Annotated in this window: 21 protein-coding genes; 17 read left to right on the top strand and 4 right to left on the bottom strand. The window is 64.3% G+C overall.

Features of this window, described 5'->3' with window-relative positions; genetic code table 11:
• Positions 1 to 47: 47 nt before the first annotated feature.
• From AB7535_RS16920 to AB7535_RS16855, 14 genes are all read left to right on the top strand, one after another.
• On the top strand, positions 48 to 599 hold the full coding sequence (locus AB7535_RS16920; protein ID WP_439036688.1) for an NADPH-dependent FMN reductase: 552 nt from the start codon (positions 48 to 50) through the stop codon (positions 597 to 599).
• Between the two features lie 172 nt (positions 600 to 771).
• Positions 772 to 1089, top strand: a complete 318-nt coding sequence (locus tag AB7535_RS16915) for an FtsB family cell division protein (RefSeq protein WP_028149600.1) — start codon at positions 772 to 774, stop codon at positions 1087 to 1089.
• Positions 1090 to 1305: 216 nt separating this feature from the next.
• The gene (locus tag AB7535_RS16910; RefSeq protein WP_167767909.1) at positions 1306 to 2265 is read left to right on the top strand and encodes a helix-turn-helix domain-containing protein; all 960 of its coding nucleotides are present in this window, start codon (positions 1306 to 1308) and stop codon (positions 2263 to 2265) included.
• A 156-nt stretch (positions 2266 to 2421) separates the two neighbouring features.
• A complete protein-coding gene (adh, locus tag AB7535_RS16905; RefSeq protein ID WP_439036687.1) occupies positions 2422 to 3939 on the top strand; it encodes an aldehyde dehydrogenase in 1518 nt (505 codons plus the stop codon).
• Positions 3940 to 4160: 221 nt separating this feature from the next.
• Positions 4161 to 5513: a glycerophosphodiester phosphodiesterase family protein gene (locus AB7535_RS16900; RefSeq protein ID WP_135213769.1), complete on the top strand. Its 1353-nt coding sequence runs from the start codon at positions 4161 to 4163 to the stop codon at positions 5511 to 5513.
• A gap of 254 nt (positions 5514 to 5767) precedes the next feature.
• Positions 5768 to 6790: a pyruvate dehydrogenase (acetyl-transferring) E1 component subunit alpha gene (gene pdhA / locus AB7535_RS16895; protein WP_063983080.1), complete on the top strand. Its 1023-nt coding sequence runs from the start codon at positions 5768 to 5770 to the stop codon at positions 6788 to 6790.
• A gap of 29 nt (positions 6791 to 6819) precedes the next feature.
• Positions 6820 to 8220, top strand: coding sequence for a pyruvate dehydrogenase complex E1 component subunit beta (locus AB7535_RS16890; RefSeq protein WP_135213768.1), 1401 nt, complete (start codon positions 6820 to 6822; stop codon positions 8218 to 8220).
• 3 nt (positions 8221 to 8223) lie between these two features.
• The gene (locus AB7535_RS16885; RefSeq protein WP_028149595.1) at positions 8224 to 8526 is read left to right on the top strand and encodes a DUF5076 domain-containing protein; all 303 of its coding nucleotides are present in this window, start codon (positions 8224 to 8226) and stop codon (positions 8524 to 8526) included.
• A gap of 2 nt (positions 8527 to 8528) precedes the next feature.
• On the top strand, positions 8529 to 8981 hold the full coding sequence (locus tag AB7535_RS16880; RefSeq protein WP_014495015.1) for a nucleoside deaminase: 453 nt from the start codon (positions 8529 to 8531) through the stop codon (positions 8979 to 8981).
• 57 nt (positions 8982 to 9038) lie between these two features.
• Positions 9039 to 10382, top strand: coding sequence for a pyruvate dehydrogenase complex dihydrolipoamide acetyltransferase (locus tag AB7535_RS16875; protein ID WP_135213767.1), 1344 nt, complete (start codon positions 9039 to 9041; stop codon positions 10380 to 10382).
• 8 nt (positions 10383 to 10390) lie between these two features.
• On the top strand, positions 10391 to 10624 hold the full coding sequence (locus AB7535_RS16870; protein ID WP_014495017.1) for a hypothetical protein: 234 nt from the start codon (positions 10391 to 10393) through the stop codon (positions 10622 to 10624).
• A 17-nt stretch (positions 10625 to 10641) separates the two neighbouring features.
• Entirely contained in the window at positions 10642 to 12063 is a 1422-nt protein-coding gene (lpdA, locus tag AB7535_RS16865; protein WP_354077762.1) for a dihydrolipoyl dehydrogenase, read from the top strand.
• A gap of 142 nt (positions 12064 to 12205) precedes the next feature.
• Positions 12206 to 13447: a threonine synthase gene (locus AB7535_RS16860; RefSeq protein WP_135213765.1), complete on the top strand. Its 1242-nt coding sequence runs from the start codon at positions 12206 to 12208 to the stop codon at positions 13445 to 13447.
• 126 nt (positions 13448 to 13573) lie between these two features.
• Positions 13574 to 14545, top strand: a complete 972-nt coding sequence (locus tag AB7535_RS16855) for a tripartite tricarboxylate transporter substrate binding protein BugD (RefSeq protein WP_063983086.1) — start codon at positions 13574 to 13576, stop codon at positions 14543 to 14545.
• A gap of 78 nt (positions 14546 to 14623) precedes the next feature.
• Here the strand turns inward: AB7535_RS16855 and AB7535_RS16850 are convergent, their stop codons facing one another.
• From AB7535_RS16850 to AB7535_RS16840, 3 genes are all read right to left on the bottom strand, one after another.
• On the bottom strand, positions 14624 to 15010 hold the full coding sequence (locus AB7535_RS16850; RefSeq protein WP_135213764.1) for a response regulator transcription factor: 387 nt from the start codon (positions 15008 to 15010) through the stop codon (positions 14624 to 14626).
• An 87-nt stretch (positions 15011 to 15097) separates the two neighbouring features.
• On the bottom strand, positions 15098 to 15775 hold the full coding sequence (locus tag AB7535_RS16845; RefSeq protein WP_135213763.1) for a response regulator transcription factor: 678 nt from the start codon (positions 15773 to 15775) through the stop codon (positions 15098 to 15100).
• Positions 15772 to 18198: a PAS domain S-box protein gene (locus AB7535_RS16840; RefSeq protein WP_167767908.1), complete on the bottom strand. Its 2427-nt coding sequence runs from the start codon at positions 18196 to 18198 to the stop codon at positions 15772 to 15774. The genes AB7535_RS16845 and AB7535_RS16840 overlap by 4 nt, the downstream gene beginning before the upstream one ends.
• A 701-nt stretch (positions 18199 to 18899) precedes the next feature.
• Here AB7535_RS16840 and AB7535_RS16835 point away from each other — a divergent pair.
• The 3 genes from AB7535_RS16835 (at position 18900) to AB7535_RS16825 (ending at position 19854) form a co-directional block, all read left to right on the top strand.
• On the top strand, positions 18900 to 19298 hold the full coding sequence (locus AB7535_RS16835; protein WP_014495024.1) for a hypothetical protein: 399 nt from the start codon (positions 18900 to 18902) through the stop codon (positions 19296 to 19298).
• Positions 19295 to 19483 (top strand): hypothetical protein, encoded by a 189-nt coding sequence (locus tag AB7535_RS16830; RefSeq protein WP_084795121.1) that lies wholly within the window; start codon positions 19295 to 19297, stop codon positions 19481 to 19483. Before AB7535_RS16835 ends, AB7535_RS16830 begins: the two co-directional genes overlap by 4 nt.
• Before the next feature lie 68 nt (positions 19484 to 19551).
• Positions 19552 to 19854: a hypothetical protein gene (locus AB7535_RS16825; RefSeq protein ID WP_193560865.1), complete on the top strand. Its 303-nt coding sequence runs from the start codon at positions 19552 to 19554 to the stop codon at positions 19852 to 19854.
• 90 nt (positions 19855 to 19944) lie between these two features.
• On the opposite strand, the gene AB7535_RS16820 is transcribed toward AB7535_RS16825, so the two are convergent.
• Complete coding sequence (locus AB7535_RS16820; protein WP_135213759.1) at positions 19945 to 22131, bottom strand: lytic transglycosylase domain-containing protein; 2187 nt, start codon at positions 22129 to 22131, stop codon at positions 19945 to 19947.
• Between the last annotated feature and the right edge of the window lie 80 nt (positions 22132 to 22211).

Below are 22211 nucleotides of genomic sequence, written 5' to 3'. Positions count from 1 at the left end.
CTTAAGTGCCGCCCCGGAACTTCCGCTCAAGCCCCCAAGGACAATCCATGGCCTACAACATCGTCGTGATCGCCGGCAGCCTGCGCAAGGACAGCTTCTCGCTGAAGGTCGCCAACGCGCTCGCAAAGCTCGCGCCGGCCTCGCTCAAGCTCGAGGTCATCACGCTGGCAGGCATCTCGTTCTTCAACCAGGACCTCGAGGGCGCGCCGCCCGCGGACTGGCTGGCCTTCCGCGAGAAGCTGCAGAAGTCGGACGGCGTCATTTTCGTCACCCCCGAATACAACCGCGCCATCCCGGGTGTGCTGAAGAACGCCATCGACGTCGCCTCGCGCCCCTACGGCAAGAGCTCGTTCAACGGCAAGCCGGTCGGCATCATCTCGAACTCGCCGGGCCCGCTCGGCGGCGTCAGCGCCGCCAAGACGCTGCAGAACATCCTGCCGGGCATTGCCGGACCGATCCTGCAGCAGCCGGAGATCTATCTGAACGCGGTCGGCGATGCCTTCGATGCGGAGGGGAACCTGACCAAGGAATCTCTGAAGGCCGTCCTCCAGGCCTATATCGACGCGTTTGCTGCGCACGTGGCCAAACACCACGGCTGACGTCTTTCTTCGTCATGGCCGGGCTTGTCCCGGCCATCCACGTCTTGGCTCGTGGTGACGAAAAACGTGGATGCCCGGCACAAGGCCGAGCATGACGGCTGGGGGTAGGGACTGGAACGCGAAGGGGGAAGCGATTAGCACTCCCTTAACCAACCTGCCGCATCTTCCCAAGATGGTCTCCCGCGCGCGCCTGAAATCGATCCTGACCGGCCTTGCCCTCTATGCGATGGCGGCCGCTATCGTCGGCTATTTCGGCGTCAACGCCTACACCGGCAAATACGGCCTCAACGCCCGTCAGGAACTCGACCAGGAGATCATCGCGCTGACGAGCGAGCTGGCCCAGCTCAAGCGCGAGCGCGCGAAGAGCGAGCAGCGGGTGTCGCTGCTGCGGACGTCGCGGATCGATCCTGACATGCTGGACGAGCGGGCGCGCTATCAGCTCGACTATGTCAATCCACACGATCTCGTTCGGATGATCCCGGCGAAGTAGCGTTTGCCGCTGCATTCGAAACCGGCATCGAAAGCCGCTGCCGAAATCCGACAATCGTGTAGCAATTCTACCGAAAGTCTTAGGCTTGGAACCGGGCTGCCGCCTTGACGGCAACGCAGCAACGGCCCCATGGCTTCTGCCGCCGTCTGCCTGAGTTGACGCAGATCAACCGGGCCATGCCGGCGCAGCCTAGACTGCCACCCGGAGGAAACAGTGATGAATGGGCCAATGTCCCGGCATCACGCGGCCCGCGTCGAGGCCGCCATTGCGTCAGGCCAGGCCGCGCGCTCCGCGCTGGTGGCCTCATGGCGCCGTTCGTCCCGATTGCATCATCTCGATCCCGCCGGTCGTAGCGCGCCGATGCGGCTGAGCGATGTCGAGTTGCGGCAGGCGCGCGAGCGCGTCGCGCCGCTGCTCGCCGCCGCGCAAGGCGCGATGGACCGGCTCTATCAGGCGGTCGGCGCGAGCGGCTGCTGCGTGCTGCTCGCCGACGGCGCGGGCGTGCCGGTCGACCGCCGCGGCACAGCGGTGGACGATGCGACGTTCCAATCCTGGGGCCTGTGGACCGGCGCGCTCTGGAGCGAGGATCATGAAGGCACCAACGGCATCGGCACCTGCGTCGTCGAGCAGCGCCCGCTGACGATCGACCGCGACCAGCATTTCTTCACCCGCAACACGCTTCTGAGCTGCACCGCCGTTCCGATCTACGACCACGAGGCGGCGTTTGCGGGCGTGCTCGACGTCTCCTCCTGCCGCGCCGACCGGACCGATACGTTTTCCAATCTGATCGCGCTCGCGGCAGGTGAGGCGGCGAGGCGCATCGAGGCCGATCTGTTTCGCCGCGCCTTCGCCCATGCCCGCATTGTGCTGACGCAAGGCGCGGACGGCCAGGCCGGCGGCCTCGTCGCGGTCGATGCAGATGATCTCGTGATCGGCGCGACCCGGTCCGCGCGGGTGGGACTCGGGATTGCGCCCGGCCGTCCCTTGCAGCCGGTGCCCGCGGCTGACCTCCTCGGCGGCGAACCCGCGCATGACCATCTTGCCGGCGGCCAGCGCGCGGTGTTGCAGCGGGCGCTGCTGCGCGCGGACGGCAATGTTTCGGCCGCCGCCAAGGCCCTCGGCATCAGCCGTGCCACGCTGCACAGGAAGCTCAAGCGGTTCGAGCTGAAGCACTGAGGGCCCTTGCCTTGCCCACGACTGTCGCAGAACTGCGACAGGTTACCCCGGCCATCGCTGACGCCCGGGCTGACAGGAAAACGCTCCCGCGACATCGTTGGCGCAAGTCGTGAACACGCGACGAATTGCGCAAACAGCAAACATCGGGAGTGATCAATGAACAAGGTGGAATTCCTCGGCGTCACCCAGGTTCTGTTCGCCGAACGCTATGACAATTTCATCGGCGGCAAATTCGTCGCGCCAATCTCCGGCAAGTACTTTGACAACGCCTCGCCGGTGAACGGCCAGATCGTCTGCAAGATCGCGCGTTCCGATGCGCAGGATGTCGAGGCCGCCCTCGATGCGGCGCACGCCGCCAAGGCCGCCTGGGGACGCACCAGCGTCGCCGAGCGCGCCGCGATCCTGAACCGGATCGCCGACCGGATGGAAGAGAATCTGGAGCGCCTTGCGGTTGCGGAGACCTGGGACAACGGTAAGCCGATCCGCGAGACCCGCGCTGCCGACCTGCCACTCGCGATCGATCATTTTCGCTATTTCGCCGGCGTGGTGCGCGCACAGGAAGGCTCGATCGGCGAGATCGACCACGACACCATCGCCTATCATTTCCACGAACCGCTCGGCGTGGTCGGCCAGATCATCCCCTGGAACTTCCCGCTGCTGATGGCATGCTGGAAGCTCGCGCCGGCGCTTGCCGCCGGCAATTGCGTCGTGCTCAAGCCGGCCGAGCAGACGCCGGCCTCGATCATGGTCTGGGCCGAGATCATCGGCGATCTCCTGCCGCCCGGTGTCCTCAACATCGTCAACGGCTTTGGCCTCGAGGCCGGCAAGCCGCTCGCCTCCAGCCCGCGGATCGCGAAAATCGCCTTCACCGGCGAGACCTCCACGGGCCGGCTGATCATGCAATATGCCAGCCAGAACCTGATCCCGGTCACGCTGGAGCTCGGCGGCAAGTCGCCGAACATCTTCTTCAACGACGTCACCGCCGAGGACGACGACTTCTTCGACAAGGCGATCGAAGGCTTTGTGATGTTCGCGCTGAACCAGGGCGAGGTCTGCACCTGTCCGAGCCGGGCGCTGGTCCACGCCGATATCTATGACCGCTTCATGGAGCGGGCGCTGAAGCGCGTCGCCGCGATCAAGCAGGGCGACCCGCGTGCGGCCGACACCATGATCGGCGCGCAGGCATCTAGCGAACAGCTCGCCAAGATCCTCTCCTATATCGACATCGGCAAGCAGGAGGGCGCCAAGGTGCTGGCCGGCGGCGGTCGTGCCGAGCTCGGCGGCGATCTTTCCGGCGGCTTCTACGTCCAGCCGACGGTGTTCGAGGGCCACAACAAGATGCGAATCTTCCAGGAGGAGATCTTTGGTCCCGTCGTCTCGGTCACGACCTTCAAGACCGATGACGAAGCGCTCGCGATCGCCAACGACACGCTCTATGGCCTGGGAGCCGGCGTCTGGAGTCGCGATGCCAACCGCTGCTACCGCTTCGGCCGGGCCATCCAGGCCGGACGGGTCTGGACCAACTGCTACCATGCGTATCCTGCGCATGCCGCGTTCGGCGGCTACAAGCAGTCGGGCGTCGGTCGCGAGACCCACAAGATGATGCTCGATCACTACCAGCAGACCAAGAATCTGCTGGTCAGCTACAGCCCGAAGAAGCTTGGCTTCTTCTGATCGGGCAAGATCTGATTGGGCAAGATCTGATGGGGCAAGATCTGATCGGGCAGGAGAGGGCGGCGCAATCTTGCGCTGCCCTCTCCGTCGTCATCCGTCTGTCAGAGTCTTGAGACAAGACGACAGAGCCGACCGTATCCGGTTCGGCGCCCGCGGCATTCGAAGCGATGCCGGGCAAAGACGGAGGCTTGGTGATGCGGAACAGTCGTTCAGGACGGACAATGGGTGTCGCAGCGATGCTGTTCGGCGCGGCGGTGCTGCCGCTGTCGATGGCCTTTGCACAGTCCGGCGCGGCGCCAGCTGGCGCCAAGCCCTTCCTGACCGTCGATGGAAAGGCGCCACTGGTCCTTGGACATCGCGGCCTGCCGGGCCTGGTACCTGAAGAGACCGAGGCGTCGTACGACCTCGCCGCGGCGCTCGGGACCGATGCGCTCGAAGAGGATTTGCACCTGACCAAGGATTGCGTTCTGGTCGTGCGTCATAACCCCTGGCTGAGCGACAACACCAACATTGCCGAGGTGGCGAAGACCAATGCGGCCGTCGCCGCCCGCAAGCGAACCGTGCCCGGTGTGCGCGTCAAGGCCCCGTCGGCCACCGGCGTGCCTGCCGACTACCTGACGGATCTGAGCGATCCGGCCGATCCCAAATCGGTGCTGAAGTCGCTGATCGTCGACGGCGAGGATCATACCAACGACTGGTCGATCAGCGATTTCACCATGGCCGAGCTGAAGCAATGGATCGGCGGCACCACCTATGACGCGGCCAACGAGCGGCCGAAAGTCTTCAACGGCAAGCTCCCGATCATCAGCTTCCAGGACGTCATCGACATCGCCAAGGTCAAGAGCAAGGAGACCGGGCGGTCCATCCTCGTCTATCCCGAAACCAAGAACCCGACCTGGAACAATGCCCAGGCGATCGCCAATGGCTGCGGCGCGGCCGGCAGCCGTCCGCTCGAGGATGCCCTGATCAAGATCATCAGGGATAACGGCCTCAACACCAAGGACGCTCCCATCCTGGTCCAGAGCTTCGAACCCGGCAGCCTGAAATATATGCGCAGCCACGGCCTCCAGACGCGGCAGGTCCAACTCGTCGACGGCAACGGAATCGACTTCAAAACCGGCAAGGTTCTCCTCAACAACATCACGAATTCGCGCCCGTTCGACTGGACGGTTGCAGGCGATGCGCGCCTGTACGATGCGATGCTGACGGCCGAGGGGCTTGCCGAGATCAAGACCTACGCCGACGGCATCGGCCCGTGGAAGGCCTATATCGTTCCGCTCAAGATCGCGCCGTGGAAGGACGCAAATGCCGACGGCACGCCCTACAAGGGATCGACGCCGGAGGCTTCGACCCAGGACGCGACCAGCCTTGTCGCGGACGCGCACAAGCTCGGTCTTTTCGTGCATGTCTTCACGTTTCGGAACGAGAAGAAATATCTTGCCGCCGACTATCGCGGCGACCCGAGCCTTGAATATCTCAAATTCTACCGGCTCGGCGTCGATGGGGTCTTCAGCGACTTCACGCACACCGGCGTTGCCGCCCGTGCGGCGTATTTGCGCGAGTTGGGCTGGTAAGGCTGGCACGGCGAATCGGACGCGCGTGGGATTTCGGATACAAAACGGCGCGTCCGATTTCTCTGCGTTGGCTGCCCACGTTCCCTTCGCTGACCGGTGAGCTAAAGTTGCCCGATCGGCGGCAAAGGTTTTGCAAAGTTTCGGCCACGTTGCAGTGCGGCATAATGAAAGTCGCGCCATGCCGCCGCGGTCCTTTCCAAGGGCGTTTGACTTGGGTTAGAGAGGGCTGAAGTTTTCTCTGACCCGGAATTCCCATGGCCGCACCCAAGAAAGCCGCCGCAAGCACTCCACAGGACAAGACCGACGGCGGTTCGCCCCCGGAATTCACCAGAGAGCAGGAGCTCAAAGCGCTCCGCGACATGCTCCTGATCCGGCGGTTCGAGGAAAAGGCCGGCCAGCTCTACGGCATGGGCGCGATCGGCGGCTTCTGCCACCTCTATATCGGCCAGGAAGCCGTGGTGGTCGGCATGCAGATGGCCCTGAAGCAGGGCGATCAGGTCATCACCGGCTATCGCGATCACGGTCATATGCTTGCCACCGGCATGGAGGCCAACGGCGTCATGGCCGAGCTCACCGGCCGGCGCGGTGGCTATTCCAAGGGCAAGGGCGGCTCCATGCACATGTTCAGCAAGGAGAAGCACTTCTACGGCGGCCACGGCATCGTCGGCGCCCAGGTCTCGCTCGGCACGGGTCTGGCCTTCGCCAACCACTATCGTGGTAACGACAATGTCAGCGTCACCTATTTCGGCGACGGCGCGGCCAACCAGGGCCAGGTCTATGAGAGCTTCAACATGGCGGAGCTCTGGAAGCTGCCGGTGATCTACGTCATCGAGAACAACCGCTACGCCATGGGCACCTCGGTGTCGCGCGCTTCGGCGCAGCAGGATTTCTCCAAGCGCGGTGCGTCCTTCAACATCCCCGGGATGCAGGTCGACGGCATGGACGTCCGCGCCGTGAAGGCCGCGGGCGAGGAGGCGGCGGCCTGGTGCCGTGCCGGCAAGGGCCCCTTCATCCTGGAGATGCAGACCTACCGCTATCGCGGCCACTCGATGTCCGACCCCGCAAAGTACAGAACGCGCGAAGAGGTCGAAAAAGTCCGCCACGACCAGGACCCGATCGAGCAGGTGCGCAACCGCCTGCTCGCGGCCAAGGTGAGCGAGGCCGATCTCAAGGCGATCGACGCCGAGGTCCGCGACATCGTCAATGCGTCCGCCGACTTCGCCCAGCATGATCCCGAGCCGGATGCCGCCGAGCTCTGGACCGACATTTATCGCTGAACGCGCGCAAGCTTTCTTTTGGAGTCGATATGCCAATTCAAGTGCTGATGCCCGCGTTGTCGCCCACGATGGAGAAGGGCAACCTTGCCAAGTGGCTGAAGAAAGAGGGCGAGACGATCAAGTCCGGCGACGTCATCGCCGAGATCGAGACCGACAAGGCGACCATGGAGGTCGAGGCGACCGATGAAGGTACGCTCGGCAAGATCCTGATCCCCGAGGGCACCGCCGACGTTGCCGTCAACACGCCGATCGCGACCATCCTCGCCGATGGCGAGACGGCCGCCGATCTCGCCAAGGCGCCGGCCGCGCCCGCGCCGAGCGTCGCGCAGGAAGTCGCCGAATCCCGCTCGCCGGTCGGCGAAGGCAAGCCGATGATCTCGGCGCCGAAGGCTGCGGCTGCCCCTCAGGTCGTTGCCGAGCCCGATCCGGAAGTGCCCGCCGGCACCGCGATGGTGACGCAGACTATCCGCGAGGCGTTGCGCGATGCCATGGCCGAAGAAATGCGCCGCGACGCCGACGTCTTCGTGATGGGCGAGGAAGTCGCTGAATATCAGGGCGCCTACAAGGTGACCCAGGGCCTGTTGCAGGAATTTGGCGCCAAGCGCGTCATCGACACGCCGATCACCGAGCACGGCTTTGCCGGCATCGGCGTCGGCGCTGCCATGACCGGGCTGAAGCCGATCGTCGAGTTCATGACCTTCAACTTCGCCATGCAGGCGATCGACCAGATCATCAACTCAGCGGCCAAGACGCTCTACATGTCCGGCGGTCAGATGGGCTGCTCGATCGTGTTCCGCGGCCCGAACGGCGCCGCCGCGCGCGTCGCCGCCCAGCACAGCCAGGACTACTCGTCCTGGTATTCCAACGTCCCGGGTCTCAAGGTGGTCGCGCCGTTCTCCGCAGCGGACTACAAGGGCCTGCTCAAGGCCGCGATCCGCGATCCCAATCCGGTGATCTTCCTCGAGAACGAGGTGCTCTACGGCCATACCGGCGAAGTGCCGAAGCTCGATGACTTCGTGATCCCGATCGGCAAGGCCCGCATCGTGCGTTCGGGCAGCCATGTCACCATCATCTCCTGGTCGAACGGCATGACCTATGCGCTGAAAGCCGCCGACGAGCTCTCCAAGGACGGTATCGAGGCCGAGGTGATCGACCTGCGCACGCTGCGGCCGATGGATACCGAGACCATCGTCAACTCGGTCAAGAAGACCGGTCGTGCGGTCACGGTGGAAGAGGGCTGGGCGCAGAGCGGCGTCGGCGCCGAGATCGCCGCGCGCATCATGGAGAACGCCTTCGACTATCTCGATGCGCCGGTTGCGCGCGTCTCCGGCAAGGACGTCCCGATGCCCTATGCCGCGAACCTGGAGAAGCTCGCGCTGCCGTCGGCAGCCGAAGTGGTCGAGGCCGCCAAAGCCGTCTGCTACAGGTAAATCATGGCGGGCCCGAAGGAGCAGCCATTGCCACCCGACGTCCTCGCCCGCGACGATGCGGTCGAGATCCTGCGCGTATTCGTGCTGGACGGCGGGCTGTCGATGGCGTTCCAGCGCGCCTTCGAGGAGCCCGATATGTGGGGCCTCCTGCTCGTCGATCTCGCCCGTCACGCGGCGCGCGCCTATGCGCGCGAGAGCGAATACACCGAGGAGGATGCGCTGAGCCGGATCCTCGAGATGTTCCAGGCGGAGATTGAACGGCCAACCGATACGGGCACGACGACACCGCGCGGGAAGGGGCACTGATCGTGGCGATCGAAGCCCATCATTTCGATTTCATGCTGGAGGCGATCCGCGAGGCGGAGGCCTCGATCGCGCAGGGCGGCCTGCCGATCGGCGCCGTGCTGACGCGCGGCAACGAGATCATCGCCCGCGGCCACAACAACCGTGTGCAGGAAAAGAACGTCATCCTCCACGGCGAGATGAGCTGCCTGCGCGAGGCCGGCGTGATCTCGTTCCACGACACCGTCATGTACACCACACTGTCGCCATGCTCGATGTGCGCCGGCGCACTCGCTCTGTTCAAGGTGAAGCTGGTGGTGATCGGAGAATCCGTCACCTTCCCGGGCTCCAAGGACATCCTCGACAAGTTCGGCATCCCCTGGATCGACCTTGCCGACGACCGCTCCATCACCATGATGAAGAATTGGCGTTCCATCCCTGCCAACGAGCGCCTGTGGCAGGGCGACATCGGCAACTAAACCTGGTCGTCTTCGCTGTCGGAGACGACGTATTGCAAAGTTCTTCTTGAGGTCAGCATGCCCATCAACATCCTGATGCCCGCTCTCTCGCCGACAATGGAGAAGGGCAACCTCGCCAAGTGGCTGAAGAAGGAAGGCGACAAGGTCAAATCCGGCGACGTCATCGCCGAGATCGAGACCGACAAGGCGACCATGGAGGTCGAGGCGATCGACGAAGGCACGATCGCCAAGATCCTCGTGCCCGAGGGCACGCAGGACGTCCCGGTCAACGACGTGATCGCCGTGCTCGCCGGCGAGGGCGAGGACGTGAAGGCGGCTGGTGCCGCCAAGCCCAGTGCCTCGGCCGCACCTCCGAAAGCTGCTGAAGCGCCCACCGCCGCGCCGGCTCCCGCAGCCGCGCCCAAGGCTGCGCCGCCTGCCGCCGCACCGGCGCCGCAGGCCGCAGTTCCGGCCGCGCAGAGCAACGGCCATGGCGGCCGCGTGTTCTCATCGCCGCTGGCGCGCCGTCTCGCCAAGGATGCAGGCATCGACGTGTCGATGGTGACGGGCACCGGCCCGCGCGGCCGCGTGGTGGCGCGTGACGTCGAGCAGGCCAAGTCCGGCAAGGGTCTGAAGGCGCCTGCCGCTGCGCCGTCCGGCGCGCCCTCGATCGCACCGACCATGTCGGACAAGCAGATCCTGTCGCTGTTCGAGCCCGGCTCCTACGAGATCGTGCCGCATGACGGCATGCGCCGCACGATCGCGCAGCGCCTGACCGCGTCGATCCAGAACGTCCCGCACTTCTACCTCACCATCGACTGCGACATCGGCAAGCTGCTCGCCGCGCGCGAGGAGATCAATGCGGCTGCTCCCAAGGACAAGGAGAAGAAGCCGCTCTACAAGATCTCGGTCAACGACTTCGTGATCAAGGCGATGGCCGTTGCGCTCCAGAGGATCCCGAACTGCAACGTCAGCTGGACTGAAAGCGGCATGGTCAAGCACCACCATTCCGACGTCGGTGTTGCCGTGGCGATGCCCGGTGGCCTGATCACGCCGATCATCCGCAAGGCAGAGACCAAGACGCTCTCCACCATCTCCAACGAGATGAAGGATTTTGCCGCGCGCGCCCGCTCGCGCAAGCTGAAGCCGGAGGAATACCAGGGCGGCACCACCGCGGTCTCCAACCTCGGCATGTTCGGCATCAGCCACTTCACCGCCGTGATCAACCCGCCGCATGCAACCATTCTCGCGGTCGGCACCAGCGAGGAGCGGCCGGTCGTCCGCGGCGGCAAGATCGAGATCGCGCACATGATGAGCGTGACCTTGTCCTGTGATCACCGCGCCATCGACGGCGCGCTTGGCGCCGAGCTGATCGGCGCGTTCAAGCAGCTGATCGAAAATCCCGTCATGATGATGGTCTGAGATGGCGCATGACGACGCGCTGGCCCTGGATCTCGATGCTGGTCTCGCTGATCCTCACGCTCAGCCCGCTCGGCCGCGACATCGTTGACTCCGCCTTCTTCGCCGGCGAGGCGCTGTCGCGCAACATCTGGGCGCCGATCGCGCTCACCATCTTCGCCGTCATGGCGGCCGCCATTCTCTCGGAATGGCTGATCAGAACCTACATCCGCAATCGCCGCGCCCGCGGCGCAACGACCGCTTGAGTTGAACGGGAGCCACCATGGCCGACACATCCTTCGACGTCATCATCATCGGCTCTGGTCCCGGCGGCTATGTCACCGCGATCCGCGCTGCCCAGCTCGGCTTCAAGGTCGCGATCGTCGAGAAGTCCTATCTTGGCGGCATCTGCCTGAACTGGGGCTGCATCCCGACCAAGGCGCTGCTGCGCTCCGCCGAGATCTACCACTACATGCAGCACGCCAAGGATTACGGCCTGTCGGCGGAAAAGGTCTCGTTCGACCCGAAGGCGGTGGTGCAGCGTTCGCGCGGCGTCTCGAAGCGGCTGAACGACGGCGTCGGCTTCCTGATGAAGAAGAACAAGGTCAGCGTGATCTGGGGCGCGGCCTCCATCGACGCGCCCGGCAAGGTCACGGTGAAGAAGTCCGACGTCGAGGGCCCCAAGGGAGCGCTGGGCGAGGGGGCTTACCTGGCCAAGCACATCATTATTGCAACCGGTGCGCGGCCGCGCGTGCTGCCGGGGCTCGAGCCCGACAAGAAGCTGATCTGGACCTATTTCGAAGCGATGGTCCCGGAGAAGATGCCGAAGTCGCTGCTGGTCGTCGGCTCCGGCGCGATCGGCATCGAGTTCGCCTCGTTCTTCCACACCATGGGCTCCGACGTCACCGTGGTCGAGGTGCTGCCGCAGATCCTGCCCGTCGAGGACGCCGAGATCGCCGGCCTGGCCCGCAAGCGTCTGGAAAAGCAGGGCATCAAGATCATGTCCTCGACCAAGGTCACGAAGCTGGAGAAGAAGACCGACAGCGTCGTCGCCACCATCGACGATGGCAAGGGCAAGCCCGTCACCACCGAGTTCGAGCGCGTGATCTCGGCGGTCGGCGTCGTCGGTAATATCGAGAATCTCGGCCTGGAAAAGCTCGGTGTGAAGACTGACCGGGGCTGTATCGTCATCGATGGCTACGGCAAGACCAACGTCCCCGGCATCTACGCCATCGGCGACGTCGCCGGTCCCCCGATGCTGGCGCACAAGGCCGAGCATGAAGGCGTGATCTGCGTCGAGGCCATCAAGGGCCTGCATCCGCATCCCATGGACAAGAACCTGATCCCGGGCTGCACCTATTGCCAGCCGCAGGTCGCCTCCGTCGGCCTCACCGAAGCCAAGGCGAAGGAAAGCGGCCGAGAGATCCGCGTCGGCCGTTTCCCGTTCGTCGGCAACGGCAAGGCGATTGCGCTGGGCGAGGATCAGGGCCTGGTCAAGGTGATCTTCGACAAGAAGACTGGTCAGCTCCTCGGCGCCCATATGGTCGGTGCTGAAGTCACCGAGCTGATCCAGGGCTACGTCGTCGCGATGAACCTGGAGACGACCGAAGAAGAGCTGATGCACACGGTGTTCCCGCATCCGACCCTGTCGGAGATGATGAAGGAAGCTGTGCTCGATGCGTATGGAAGGGTTTTGAATATTTGATGGGCGCCATCGCCGCCCGCCGCTGTCATTGCGAGCGCAGCGAAGCAATCCAGACGGCCTCTGCGGAAAGATTCTGGATTGCTTCGCTGCGCTCGCAATGACGAGCAGAGAGCCGTTTGCAAAATAAGAAGGAAACCAACCCATGCACGATAACGACAACCTGACCATCGAACGCCCGACCTTCGTCACGCACCTGGAATGCGCGATGGAGGGCGATCATTACGCCGCCGACCAGGTCCACAATCTCTCCAAGGCCGGCAAGCCGCTTTTGGTGCGCTACGACCTCGCGGGCGTGAAGAAGGCGCTGACCAAGGACGCGCTTGCCCAGCGTCCTGGCGACATGTGGCGCTACCGCGAGCTCTTGCCCGTGCGCAAATGCAAGGACATCGTCTCGCTCGGCGAGGTCACCACGCCGCTGATCCGGCTGCCGAAGCTCGGCGCCAGGCTCGGCGGCGGCGAGATCATCGTCAAGGACGAGGGACGCCTGCCGACCGGCTCGTTCAAGGCGCGCGGCCTCGTGATGGCGGTGTCGATGGGCAAGGCGCTCGGCATCAAGCACATGGCGATGCCGACCAACGGCAATGCCGGCGCGGCGCTCGCGGCCTACGCGACCTCCTGCGGCATCAAGACCACGATCTTCTGCCCGGCCGACACGCCCGAGGTGAACGTCAGCGAGATCGAGCTTCAGGGCGCGACCGTCTATCGCGTCAACGGCTATATCGACGATTGCGGCAAGATCGTCGGCGAAGGCAAGGCGAAGGTCGGCTGGTTCGATACGTCCACGCTCAAGGAGCCGTACCGTATCGAGGGCAAGAAGACGATGGGCCTGGAGCTCGCCGAGCAGCTCGGCTGGGACGTGCCCGACGTGATCTTCTATCCGACCGGCGGCGGCACCGGCCTGATCGGCATGTGGAAGGCTTTCGACGAGCTGGAGAAGATCGGGTTCATCGGCTCCAAGCGCCCGCGCATGGTCGCGGTGCAGGCGTCGGGCTGCGCGCCGATGGTGCGGGCCTATGACGCCGGCACCGAACATGCGACGCGCTGGGAGGACGCCCACACGATCGCGTCCGGCATTCGCGTGCCGCAGGCGATCGGCGATTTCCTGATCCTGCGCGCGGTGCGCGAGAGCAAGGGTTTTGCCATTGCGGTGGACGACGACAAGATCTCGGCGGCGCTGAACGAAGTCGCACGCGAGGAGGGGCTGCTGCTATGCCCCGAGGGCGCCGCGACCTACGCCGCCTACAAGGACAGCCTCGCCGACGGCCGTGTCAGCAAGACCGACCGCGTGATGCTGTTCAACTGCGCGACCGGCCTGAAGTACCCGCTGCCGCCGGTCACCCGCACGCTCGATCGCCACAAGCCGATCGACTACACGCAGTTCTAGGGACGGCAAGACCGCCGGAGCGCGATGATCGCGCTCTGGCGCGTCATTTCGTCTCTTCACGACCGATCCCTCTTCCCGTACGCGGGAGGGCACAAAAACAACAAAGACATCGCTGGGGAGAAGACAATGAAGAAGGCCATCTGGGCCGGGCTGCTCGGTATTCTCGCTCTCACCGGCGTCGCCCGCGCCGATGACTATCCTTCGCATCCCATCACCGTCATCGTTCCCTTCGCCGCCGGCGGCCCGTCGGATGCGATGGCGCGCGTGCTCGCCGAGCGCATGCGGGTGACGCTCGGCCAGCCGCTGGTGATCGAGAATGTCACGGGCGCGGGCGGCTCGATCGGCGTCGGTCGCGCCGTGCAATCGGCGCCGGACGGCTACACCATCTCCTTCGGCCATCTCGGCACCCATGTTGCCAACGGCGCCGTCTACAAGCTCAAATACGACCTCGTCGCCGATCTCGAGCCGGTGGTGCTGCTGCCGAGCAATCCGATGATCGTGGTGAGCAAGAACGCGGTGCCCGCGACTTCGCTGAAGGAGCTCATCGAGTGGCTGAAGTCGCGACCGTCGCCGCCGACCGCCGGCACCGCCGGCGCCGGCTCCGGCAGCCATATCGCCGGTGTCTATTTCGAGAGCGTCAGCGGCATCAAGCTGCAATATGTGCCGTATCGCGGCACGGCGCCCGCGCTGAACGATCTCATCGCCGGCCAGATCGACGTCATCATCGATCAGACCTCCAACTCCATCAACCAGGTCCGCGCCGGCACGATCCGCGCCTATGCCATCACCGACGACAAGCGGCTCTCGTCGGCGCCGGACATTCCGACGGCAGCCGAGGCGGGGCTGAAAGGCTTCAACATGACGTTGTGGTCGGGCCTGTGGGTGCCGAAGGGCACGCCGAAGGAAATCGTCACCAAGCTCAATGCGGCCGCCGTGGAAGCGCTGAACGATCCCGCCGTGAAGAAGCAGCTCGAAAGCCAGGGCCTCGAGATGACGCCCAAGGACCAGCTCACGCCGGAAGCGCTCGGCGCCCGCCAGAAGGCGGAAATCGCAAAATGGTGGCCGATTATCAAGGCCGCCGACATCAAGGTGGATTGAGGCGGATTGCCTCTTCGGATGCGGCCACAACGTCAAGTGGCCGCCCCCGTGGAGCAATCAGGTTCACGCGGCGCCGCGTTACGTCTTGGCTTCGCTCTGCTTCGACAGGGCCGCCTCCAGACAATTGATCAGAGCCGGCGTGGAAAACGGCTTCGCGAGAAAGCAGATGGCGCCAGCTTTCAGTGCGCGGTCGCGCACGGCATCGTCGGGAAAGGCGGTCATGAAGATAAACGGCGTGCGGTGACCAAGGCCGCGCATATGCATCAGGAGATCAACGCCGCTCATGACCGACATCTGCACATCCGCGATCACGCAGGACGTCGTCCTCAGTTCGGCCGACTGGAGAAATTCGAGAGCGGAGCCAAAGATGTAGACGGTGTATCCCCGCGACGTCAGCAGATTGTTGGTCGCAAGGCGGACGGATGGATCATCGTCAATGACGGAAATGACCGAAGGGACTGACAAGATGATCGCTCCTGATCGGGGAGCGGCCGCGCGCGGCGCAGCCGCCCATCGGAAAATGGGCCCCCGGAGCGACCTTGGAAAGCATACTTAGGTTTGCACCTTTCCCCCCGGGCGTGGAATTCCGAGCACCTCGGTCATTCTGACGAGATCGGCCAATGACTTCGCACCCATTTTCCGCATGATCTGCCCGCGATAGATCTTGACGGTAATCTCAGCCAATCCAAGCTCGGCAGCGACTTGCTTGTTCATCAGGCCGGACGCAACCAGGGCGAGAATGTCGCGTTGACGCGGCGTCAGGCCTTCAAAGCGAGCGCGCACGCTTGAGACCGACTTCTCGGCATCGCGCCGCTTGCGATCGCGTTCGATCGCAGCCTGGACCGCGTCCAGCATGTCCTGGTCGCGCACCGGCTTGGTCAGAAAATCGATGGCGCCACTCTTCATGGCCCGGACGGTCATGGGGATATCGCCATGACCGGTGATGAAGATGATAGGCGTGCGAATGTCGGCCTTCACGAGGTCCGCCTGGAGGTCGAAGCCGCTCGAGCCGGGCAGGCGGATGTCGAGCACGAGGCAACTGGGGACCACCGGCGGCTTGGCTTCCATGACCTCCGCCGCCGAGCCGAAGGCCTCCACCCTGAGGCCGACCGATTGGAAGAGATTGGTGAGCGCACGCCGCATCGACGGATCGTCATCGACGATCAGGACGATCGGATCATCGGCCCCCGCCTGTGCCTGCGCCTGCGTTGGCTTGGCGTGGTCGGTCACGACGCGGCCTCGTGTGGGAAGGGCAGGGCAATCTGGAATGTTGCACCGCTCCCCTCATTTGGGAATGCCGAAAGCCGGCCCGCGTGAGCCTCGATGATCGATCGGCAGATCGATAGTCCCATCCCCAGGCCGCTCGACTTTGTGGTGAAGAACGGCATGAACATGCGGTCTGTCACGTCGCTGTCAAGGCCGAGACCGCGATCCGTCACGGTAAGAAGCAGGTGCTCGTCGCCGTCTCGACTGGAGCGAATTGCCAGCTCGCGCGGGAGCTCGACATTGGCTTGCATGGCTTCGATCCCGTTCATGACGAGGTTGATCAGCACCTGCTGGAGCTGGATCCGATCGCCGCAAATGTTGGGCAGGCCCGACGACAACTCCATCCGCACCGACACGGCATGGGTAGCGAGCTCGCGCCGAACGAGGGCCATCACCTCCCTCACGACCTGATTGATGTCGACTGGGACCATCTCGATTTCGGTCTTTTTCGCGAGCGCCCGGATCCGGCGGATCACCTCGCTGGCCCGATTGGCGTCCTCGACGATCCATTCGACGGAACGGCGCGCAGCGTCGAGATCGGCCGGGTCGCGGCCGAGCCAACCGATGCAGGCGTCGGCATTGGAAATGACGGCGGCGAGAGGCTGGTTGATTTCGTGGGCAATCGAGGCGGTGAGCTCGCCGAGCGTCGTGATGCGCGTGACATGAGCGAGCTCGGCTTGCGCTTTGCGCAGGGCATCTTCGGCCTGCTCGGTGCGGATTGCCGCCGTCACATCGCTGCTGACGCCCCTATAGCCGAGAAAGTTGCCATTCTCGTCATGGAAGGGCTTGCCGCTGGTGCGCACGTAAATCTGAGATCCGTTGCGATCCCTGCTGCGGTAAACCAGGTCGCGGAACGGAAGGTGGGCATCGAGCGCCGCGCGATGCTGCTCCCACTTCTCGGGCTCGAACTCGGCATCGGGCGGAATGTCCCAACGGGTCAGCCCGATCAAGCCGGTCGGCACCGGACTGGCCGTATCGGCGTGTTCCGATATCCGGGTGATGCGGTGATCCGGCCCGGTCTCCCAAAACCAGTCCGATGCGGTTTCGGCATAGTCGCGGAAGCGCTGCTCGGATTGCTTGAGCTCGTCAAAGGCCTTTTGCAGTGCTTCTTTTGCGGCGAACTGCTCGGTGACGTCCACGTGCGTGCCGATGATTTCCATCACATCGCCATCGCCGCCTTTGACAGGATGTCCCTCCGTATGGACACGTCGTATCGAACCGTCCGGACGCGCAATCCGAAAGTCGATTTCGAAGGGCTCCCCTTGGTAGATTGCGCGACGTTCAACGTCGGCAATTCGTCGAAAGTCATCGGCGAGGATCCGTTGCTGGAAAGCCCGCGCCGGGACATCGATCTGGTCCGGCTCAAATCCGAACAGGCGGTAGAGCTCAGCCGATCGGTAGGCAAACTCCTGACGACGCACGTCCCAGGCCCAGCTGCTCGTATGGCTGAGGCGCTGGGCTTCGGCCAGATAGGCCTCACTGCGGCGCAGCCTCTTCTCTGTTTCCTTTGCAATCGTGACATCGGTGACAGCGCCGGCGAACTCGATGCGCCCGGATGCACGTCTCACCGCGCGTGCCACGGAATGGAGATATTTGATGGATCCATCCGGCATCAACAGGCGATATTCATGGTCGAAATCCTCCGCCTCGCGGAAAGCTCGATCAAGGGTCTTGCGGACCGCATCGCGGTCCTCCGGATGGATGCGCTGAAACACAAAGCCCAGGTTCGGCTGCATGGCCGGGTCACATTGGAAAATGCGAAACGTTTCCCTCGACCAGAAGATCTCGTCGGTCGTGGGGCTCAAGCCGAAGCTGCCGGTGCGGCTCAGTTCCTGAGCCTGGGCGAGGTAGGCCTCGCTCTGCCGCAGCGCATCCTCCGCCTCCTTGCGCTGGGTGATGTTTTCGCAGGCGACCAGCACGACCGGCGTGCCGTCGCCGCGCAGCATCGCCTTGGCGTTTTCACGGACCCAGAGAACCGAGCCGTCTTTGCGGATCTTGCGAATCTCCCAGGTGTGCGACTGGTCCACGGTTTCCAGGCACAACCCTACGCATTGACGGACGAAGTCGCGGTCTTCCTCGAAAAAGACGTTCAGCACGGATTGGCCGGTCAACTCGGTCGCCGTGTAACCCAATTGTGCGGCGCCAAACGTGTTCACGTTGAGCACCGTCCCGGCCGGATCGACCATGAAATACATGACCGGATTATGCTCGAACACCTCGCGCCACTGCTTCACGGCGTCGCGTAGATCGACGATGTCCTGTCGCGAGTCATCACCGACCGCGGAACTGTCCTTCTCGCCGGTGCCGAAAGATCGAAGCGCCGCGAGGCCGCCGAGCAGCAATTGTGCGGCCGAATTACCAAATTTCGCGATTTGGCCAGGCATCATCGCGGGCGTCCCGGCTCGCAGGGGTCGAAGCAAGTAGAGCACTTTGCAATCAGGGGAGCAATTCCCTCCGACCAAAGTAGACTCCGCGCCGAAACTCGCGGCAGCCGTGCAGCCTGCCGGCCTTGCGCCGTCTCGTTGCGAAGGTGCGGCGAAGGCCCGGAAAACTACGGGACAAACCTACGTATAGCTCGCGCATCCCAAGTCATAGCGCACATTTACCTCCGTACAATTGAGTCGTCCGTTGCATGCGGACTAGTCTCACAACCATCGAAGGGACGCGATGTGCAAGGCCACAAGCCGGCGATTAGCTCGATGTGCTGCCGATAGCTCCGCGTCCATTGCCCGACCTGCCGCACGATTGGCTGGTCGCGATTGAGAGGCCGCATTTCAGTAACGAGCGTGGATGGCCGGGCGTCAGCGTACGCGCGAAGCCACGACCATGAGAGCCGGAAGGAGAGCATGATGTGCGATACGCCTGAACACTCCGAGCGTGGCCCTGCCGTAAAAGCTTGCGCTGTCTGTAGCGGCAAATTCGGCCTGATCCGATATTATTCGTGGCGAGCGCCGCTGTGCTCCAGAAAATGTCTCGATCGCTTCAGGGCGCGCCGCGAACGCGACCGCCGATGGTTGTTTCGATTTCAGGCGGCATGAGGATTAGCCCTTCGATCGGCTCCATTCGGCAATTCTGAACCGGAGGCTGCGTGCTGAACCGTGCTTGCAAGCTCCTCTTGATGATCGCGCTGCCGCTTCCGTTGGTAACGGGAGTGAAGGCCGACGAGCTCGGACAGGATGGTGCACACCGTCATCATCCGCTCCAGGATCAGCTCCTGCACGAGAAGTTCTATTCCAGTTGGCACATGCCCGATAATCCCGTGCTCAGCTGCTGCAACAGTGCGGATTGCTACCCGACCGAGGTGCGATACGTCGACGGCCGGATCTACGCGCGGCGCCGGGAAGACGGGAAGTACATTCTCATTCCATCCCAGAAGGTCGAGCGAAACAGGGACAATCCCGATGGCCGCAACCATCTTTGCGCGCCGCCGCCGTCCGCCTCTCTGGTCGACACGGTCTACTGCTTCGCGTTGGGAGGTGCCACGTGAGATTCATATTGGTGAACGGCAGGACCCCTTTCCGCAAGACGTTCTGTCTATGGTGCTGCGAGGAGATCAGCGGCGGCTATCTGCGCGACGCGAAGACGCTGCTGCCCTATTGCGGCTACGAGTGTTACGCGCTCCATCACGAAGCGGCGCCGTTGATCGAGAGGCGAGCGCAAGCGGCGTCTTGAGCTGACGGGTGGGCGAGGCGCATCGGCCGATGCGACTGCTGGCAGGGGAGGACAGAACGTTGAAATTCATGCTCGTCAACCAGGACCAACCGCATCATGGCGTCTCCTGCAGCGCGTGCGCCCGGCCGCTGGGCTCGAGCTACGTCCGGCATGTGTCCACGCAACGGCAGTACTGCGAGTATGATTGCTACCGCAGATATCAGCAGACGAGCATGGAAGCGCTCTGGCCTTACCGCAGTTCGCTCGAGATGGTCACGGTGTTGGCGGCCATTTCGAGCTGGAGCTGGATGATGCAATTCGGCGCGCTCTCGGGCGCGCTGACGGAAGCATTTCTGCGCGCGCACGAACCTTCTGACCACGGAAGGAGGTGACGGCTAGCCTAACGATGCGGGCCGCGCAGAGTCGGCGGCCGCAGTCACTGCATCCAGCTTCGCGCCGCGTCCAGCCCCGGCGTTGCGAAGCTAGGGCGCGGCGGCTGCGGCCGCTGCCGTGGGTGCCGCGCTGACTTCGTGCGTCGTGACGCGTTGCTCGGACTTCGCCGTGGCCGTGCCACTGCCCTCGAACCGGGCGCGGTAGACCAGCACATTCTCCATCACGCGCTGGACGTAGTTGCGCGTCTCCGACAGCGGGATGCGCTCGACCCAGTCGACCGGATCGACCTTGGGATCGCGCGGGTCGCCGCGCGCCTGCACCCATTCGCGCACCCGGCCGCGGCCGGCATTGTAGCCCGCGAAGGTCATGATCTGGTCGCCGCGATATTCCGACAGCAGCGCGCTGAGCTCGGCCGCGCCCATCTGCGTGTTGTAGACGGGATCGGACACCATCCTGTCCCAGTCATAGGTCAGGCCAAAGCGCTTTGCGGTATCGCGGCCCGCCTCCGGCGTCACCTGCATGAGGCCGACCGCGTTGGCGGGTGACTTGTCGCGCTGGTCGAACGAGCTTTCGGTGCGCGCCACCGAATAGATCACGCTGGTCTCGATTGCGGGCGCGACCTGCTTGTGCTCGGGAATGCCGATGGTCGGGAAGGCGTAATGGTCGAGCGCAAGCCCGTGCGCCAGCGCCGACTTGCCGACCTCCAGCATCACGCGCGCATCGTTGCGCCGGCCGGCGAGCTCGCCGAGCGCTTCCAGGGCTGCGACGTCGGTGCTCTCCTTGGCAAAATCCTCGGCGTAATAGAACACCATGTCGCGCTCGCCGATGCCGTAGAGCATCTCGGCAGCGCGGACGCGCTCGTCCGCGGGCTGTGTCTCGGCCGCGGCCAGCACGGGCGAGGGCGGGCGCAGCTCGATCCCGTCGAGGCCGAGCCTGGCGCGTGCGAGCTGGCCGTAATAGGCGGTCGGATAGCGCGCCGCCGCCTGATAGCTCATGCGCGCATCCGCCGTCGCCCCCATCGCCTCGGCCGCGCGGCCGCGCCAGTAATGCGCCCGCGACAGCGCGATCGGATTGGCCGAGCCTTCGTCGATCGCGGCGAAATGCACCATCGCCGCCTTGGGATCGTCGAGATAGCGCAGCGCGATCCAGCCGCACATGAAGTGGTAGTCGACGCGATAGACTTCCATCGCGGGCACCGCCGCCGCGCGCACCACGTCGTAGGCGGTCTTGAACTTGCCCTGGTCGAGCAGCTTTCGCGCGAGCAGGCGCCGCTCGCGCCACCAGGCATCGGTGTCCTGGGCCGCCATCGTGTCGGGCGCGGCGGCGAGGATCACCTCGGCGGCGTCGTCGATGCGGTCGTTCTGGAGATGCCACTGCGCGCGGCAGAGGACGTAGCCGAGATCGCGGCGTGCTTCGGTCGAGACGTCCTCGAGATAATCCTTGGCCTTGTTGGCCTTGCCGGTGACGGCCGAGCAGGCCTTGACGATCGCGAGCGCATCTTCGCCAAGCCGTTTTGCGGCGCGCCTTGCACCGGCGTAGTCCTTGGCGCCGAGGCGCTTGTCCATGCGGGCGCGATGATCGTCAGCGGTCAGGAGATCGCGGAACGCCTCGTAGGAATCCTCCTCGCTGCGCTCGGATAGTTCGTCCGTGCGCCAGGCCTCGCGCACCAGGCGCGTAGCCCTGTCATTGTCGCCTTCACCCAGGAGCACGCGGGCGAGCGCGAACTTGCCCTTGGCGCTGGTCGGCCGGTCCATGGTGAACTTGTGCACGGTCGCCGCGTCGCTCTTCTCCTGCCACAGCCGCGCTTCGGCGCGGCGGCGGAGCAGGGCGCTGCTCGGCCAGTCCGGATTGGCGGCCAGGAAGCCGGCGTAGCGCTTGAAAGGTGCCGTGCTCTCGGAATGGCGCAGCATGAACCAGTCGGCGAGCTTCTGTCCGGCCAGGTCGGCAATGCGGTCGCGCGCCGCGCTCGCATCGTCGGTCTTGCCCTTGCGCGCGAGATCGATGGCGTCCTTCAGCGCGGCGAGGTCGCCGGTGAGCGGCGGCGGCGCCGGCTTGTCCGAGGGCTCGTCGTCCTTCTTGGACTTGCGCTTGGCGTCGGCATGCTTGCCGTGGCGCGACTTCGCGGCAGCGTGACGCTGCTTGCCGCCGGCTTTCGTCTCATGCGTTTTCTTCGACGCCGACGATTTGTGACTGCTCTTCGCTGCCAACTCGGCAGGAAGAAGGGCCAATGCGGCCACGGCAACGACACACGCGAGCGAGCGTAGGCACTGGTTCATTCGATGGTCCCCCTGCGAAACCACTACAAACCAAGGTCCGCGACGACATGCGGCTTGAGAATCAAAGACGACACCCAAAA

The sequence above is a fragment of the Bradyrhizobium sp. 956_D2_N1_4 genome, assembly GCF_052076025.1.
Classification (GTDB): Bacteria; Pseudomonadota; Alphaproteobacteria; order Rhizobiales; family Xanthobacteraceae; genus Bradyrhizobium; species Bradyrhizobium barranii.
The sequence above is the reverse complement of the archived record's forward strand: the minus strand, read 5'-3'. Positions and strand labels throughout refer to the sequence as shown.

Coding starts and splice junctions, on each gene's coding strand:
- pdhA (WP_063983080.1), top strand. CDS start 5,768: ATGGCCGCACCCAAGAAAGCCGCCGCAAGCACTCCACAGGACAAGACC.
- AB7535_RS16885 (WP_028149595.1), top strand. CDS start 8,224: ATGGCGGGCCCGAAGGAGCAGCCATTGCCACCCGACGTCCTCGCCCGC.
- lpdA (WP_354077762.1), top strand. CDS start 10,642: ATGGCCGACACATCCTTCGACGTCATCATCATCGGCTCTGGTCCCGGC.
- AB7535_RS16920 (WP_439036688.1), top strand. CDS start 48: ATGGCCTACAACATCGTCGTGATCGCCGGCAGCCTGCGCAAGGACAGC.
- AB7535_RS16875 (WP_135213767.1), top strand. CDS start 9,039: ATGCCCATCAACATCCTGATGCCCGCTCTCTCGCCGACAATGGAGAAG.
- adh (WP_439036687.1), top strand. CDS start 2,422: ATGAACAAGGTGGAATTCCTCGGCGTCACCCAGGTTCTGTTCGCCGAA.
- AB7535_RS16820 (WP_135213759.1), bottom strand. CDS start 22,131: ATGAACCAGTGCCTACGCTCGCTCGCGTGTGTCGTTGCCGTGGCCGCA.
- AB7535_RS16840 (WP_167767908.1), bottom strand. CDS start 18,198: ATGATGCCTGGCCAAATCGCGAAATTTGGTAATTCGGCCGCACAATTG.
- AB7535_RS16825 (WP_193560865.1), top strand. CDS start 19,552: ATGCTCGTCAACCAGGACCAACCGCATCATGGCGTCTCCTGCAGCGCG.
- AB7535_RS16860 (WP_135213765.1), top strand. CDS start 12,206: ATGCACGATAACGACAACCTGACCATCGAACGCCCGACCTTCGTCACG.
- AB7535_RS16910 (WP_167767909.1), top strand. CDS start 1,306: ATGAATGGGCCAATGTCCCGGCATCACGCGGCCCGCGTCGAGGCCGCC.
- AB7535_RS16855 (WP_063983086.1), top strand. CDS start 13,574: ATGAAGAAGGCCATCTGGGCCGGGCTGCTCGGTATTCTCGCTCTCACC.
- AB7535_RS16915 (WP_028149600.1), top strand. CDS start 772: ATGGTCTCCCGCGCGCGCCTGAAATCGATCCTGACCGGCCTTGCCCTC.
- AB7535_RS16870 (WP_014495017.1), top strand. CDS start 10,391: ATGACGACGCGCTGGCCCTGGATCTCGATGCTGGTCTCGCTGATCCTC.
- AB7535_RS16890 (WP_135213768.1), top strand. CDS start 6,820: ATGCCAATTCAAGTGCTGATGCCCGCGTTGTCGCCCACGATGGAGAAG.
- AB7535_RS16900 (WP_135213769.1), top strand. CDS start 4,161: ATGGGTGTCGCAGCGATGCTGTTCGGCGCGGCGGTGCTGCCGCTGTCG.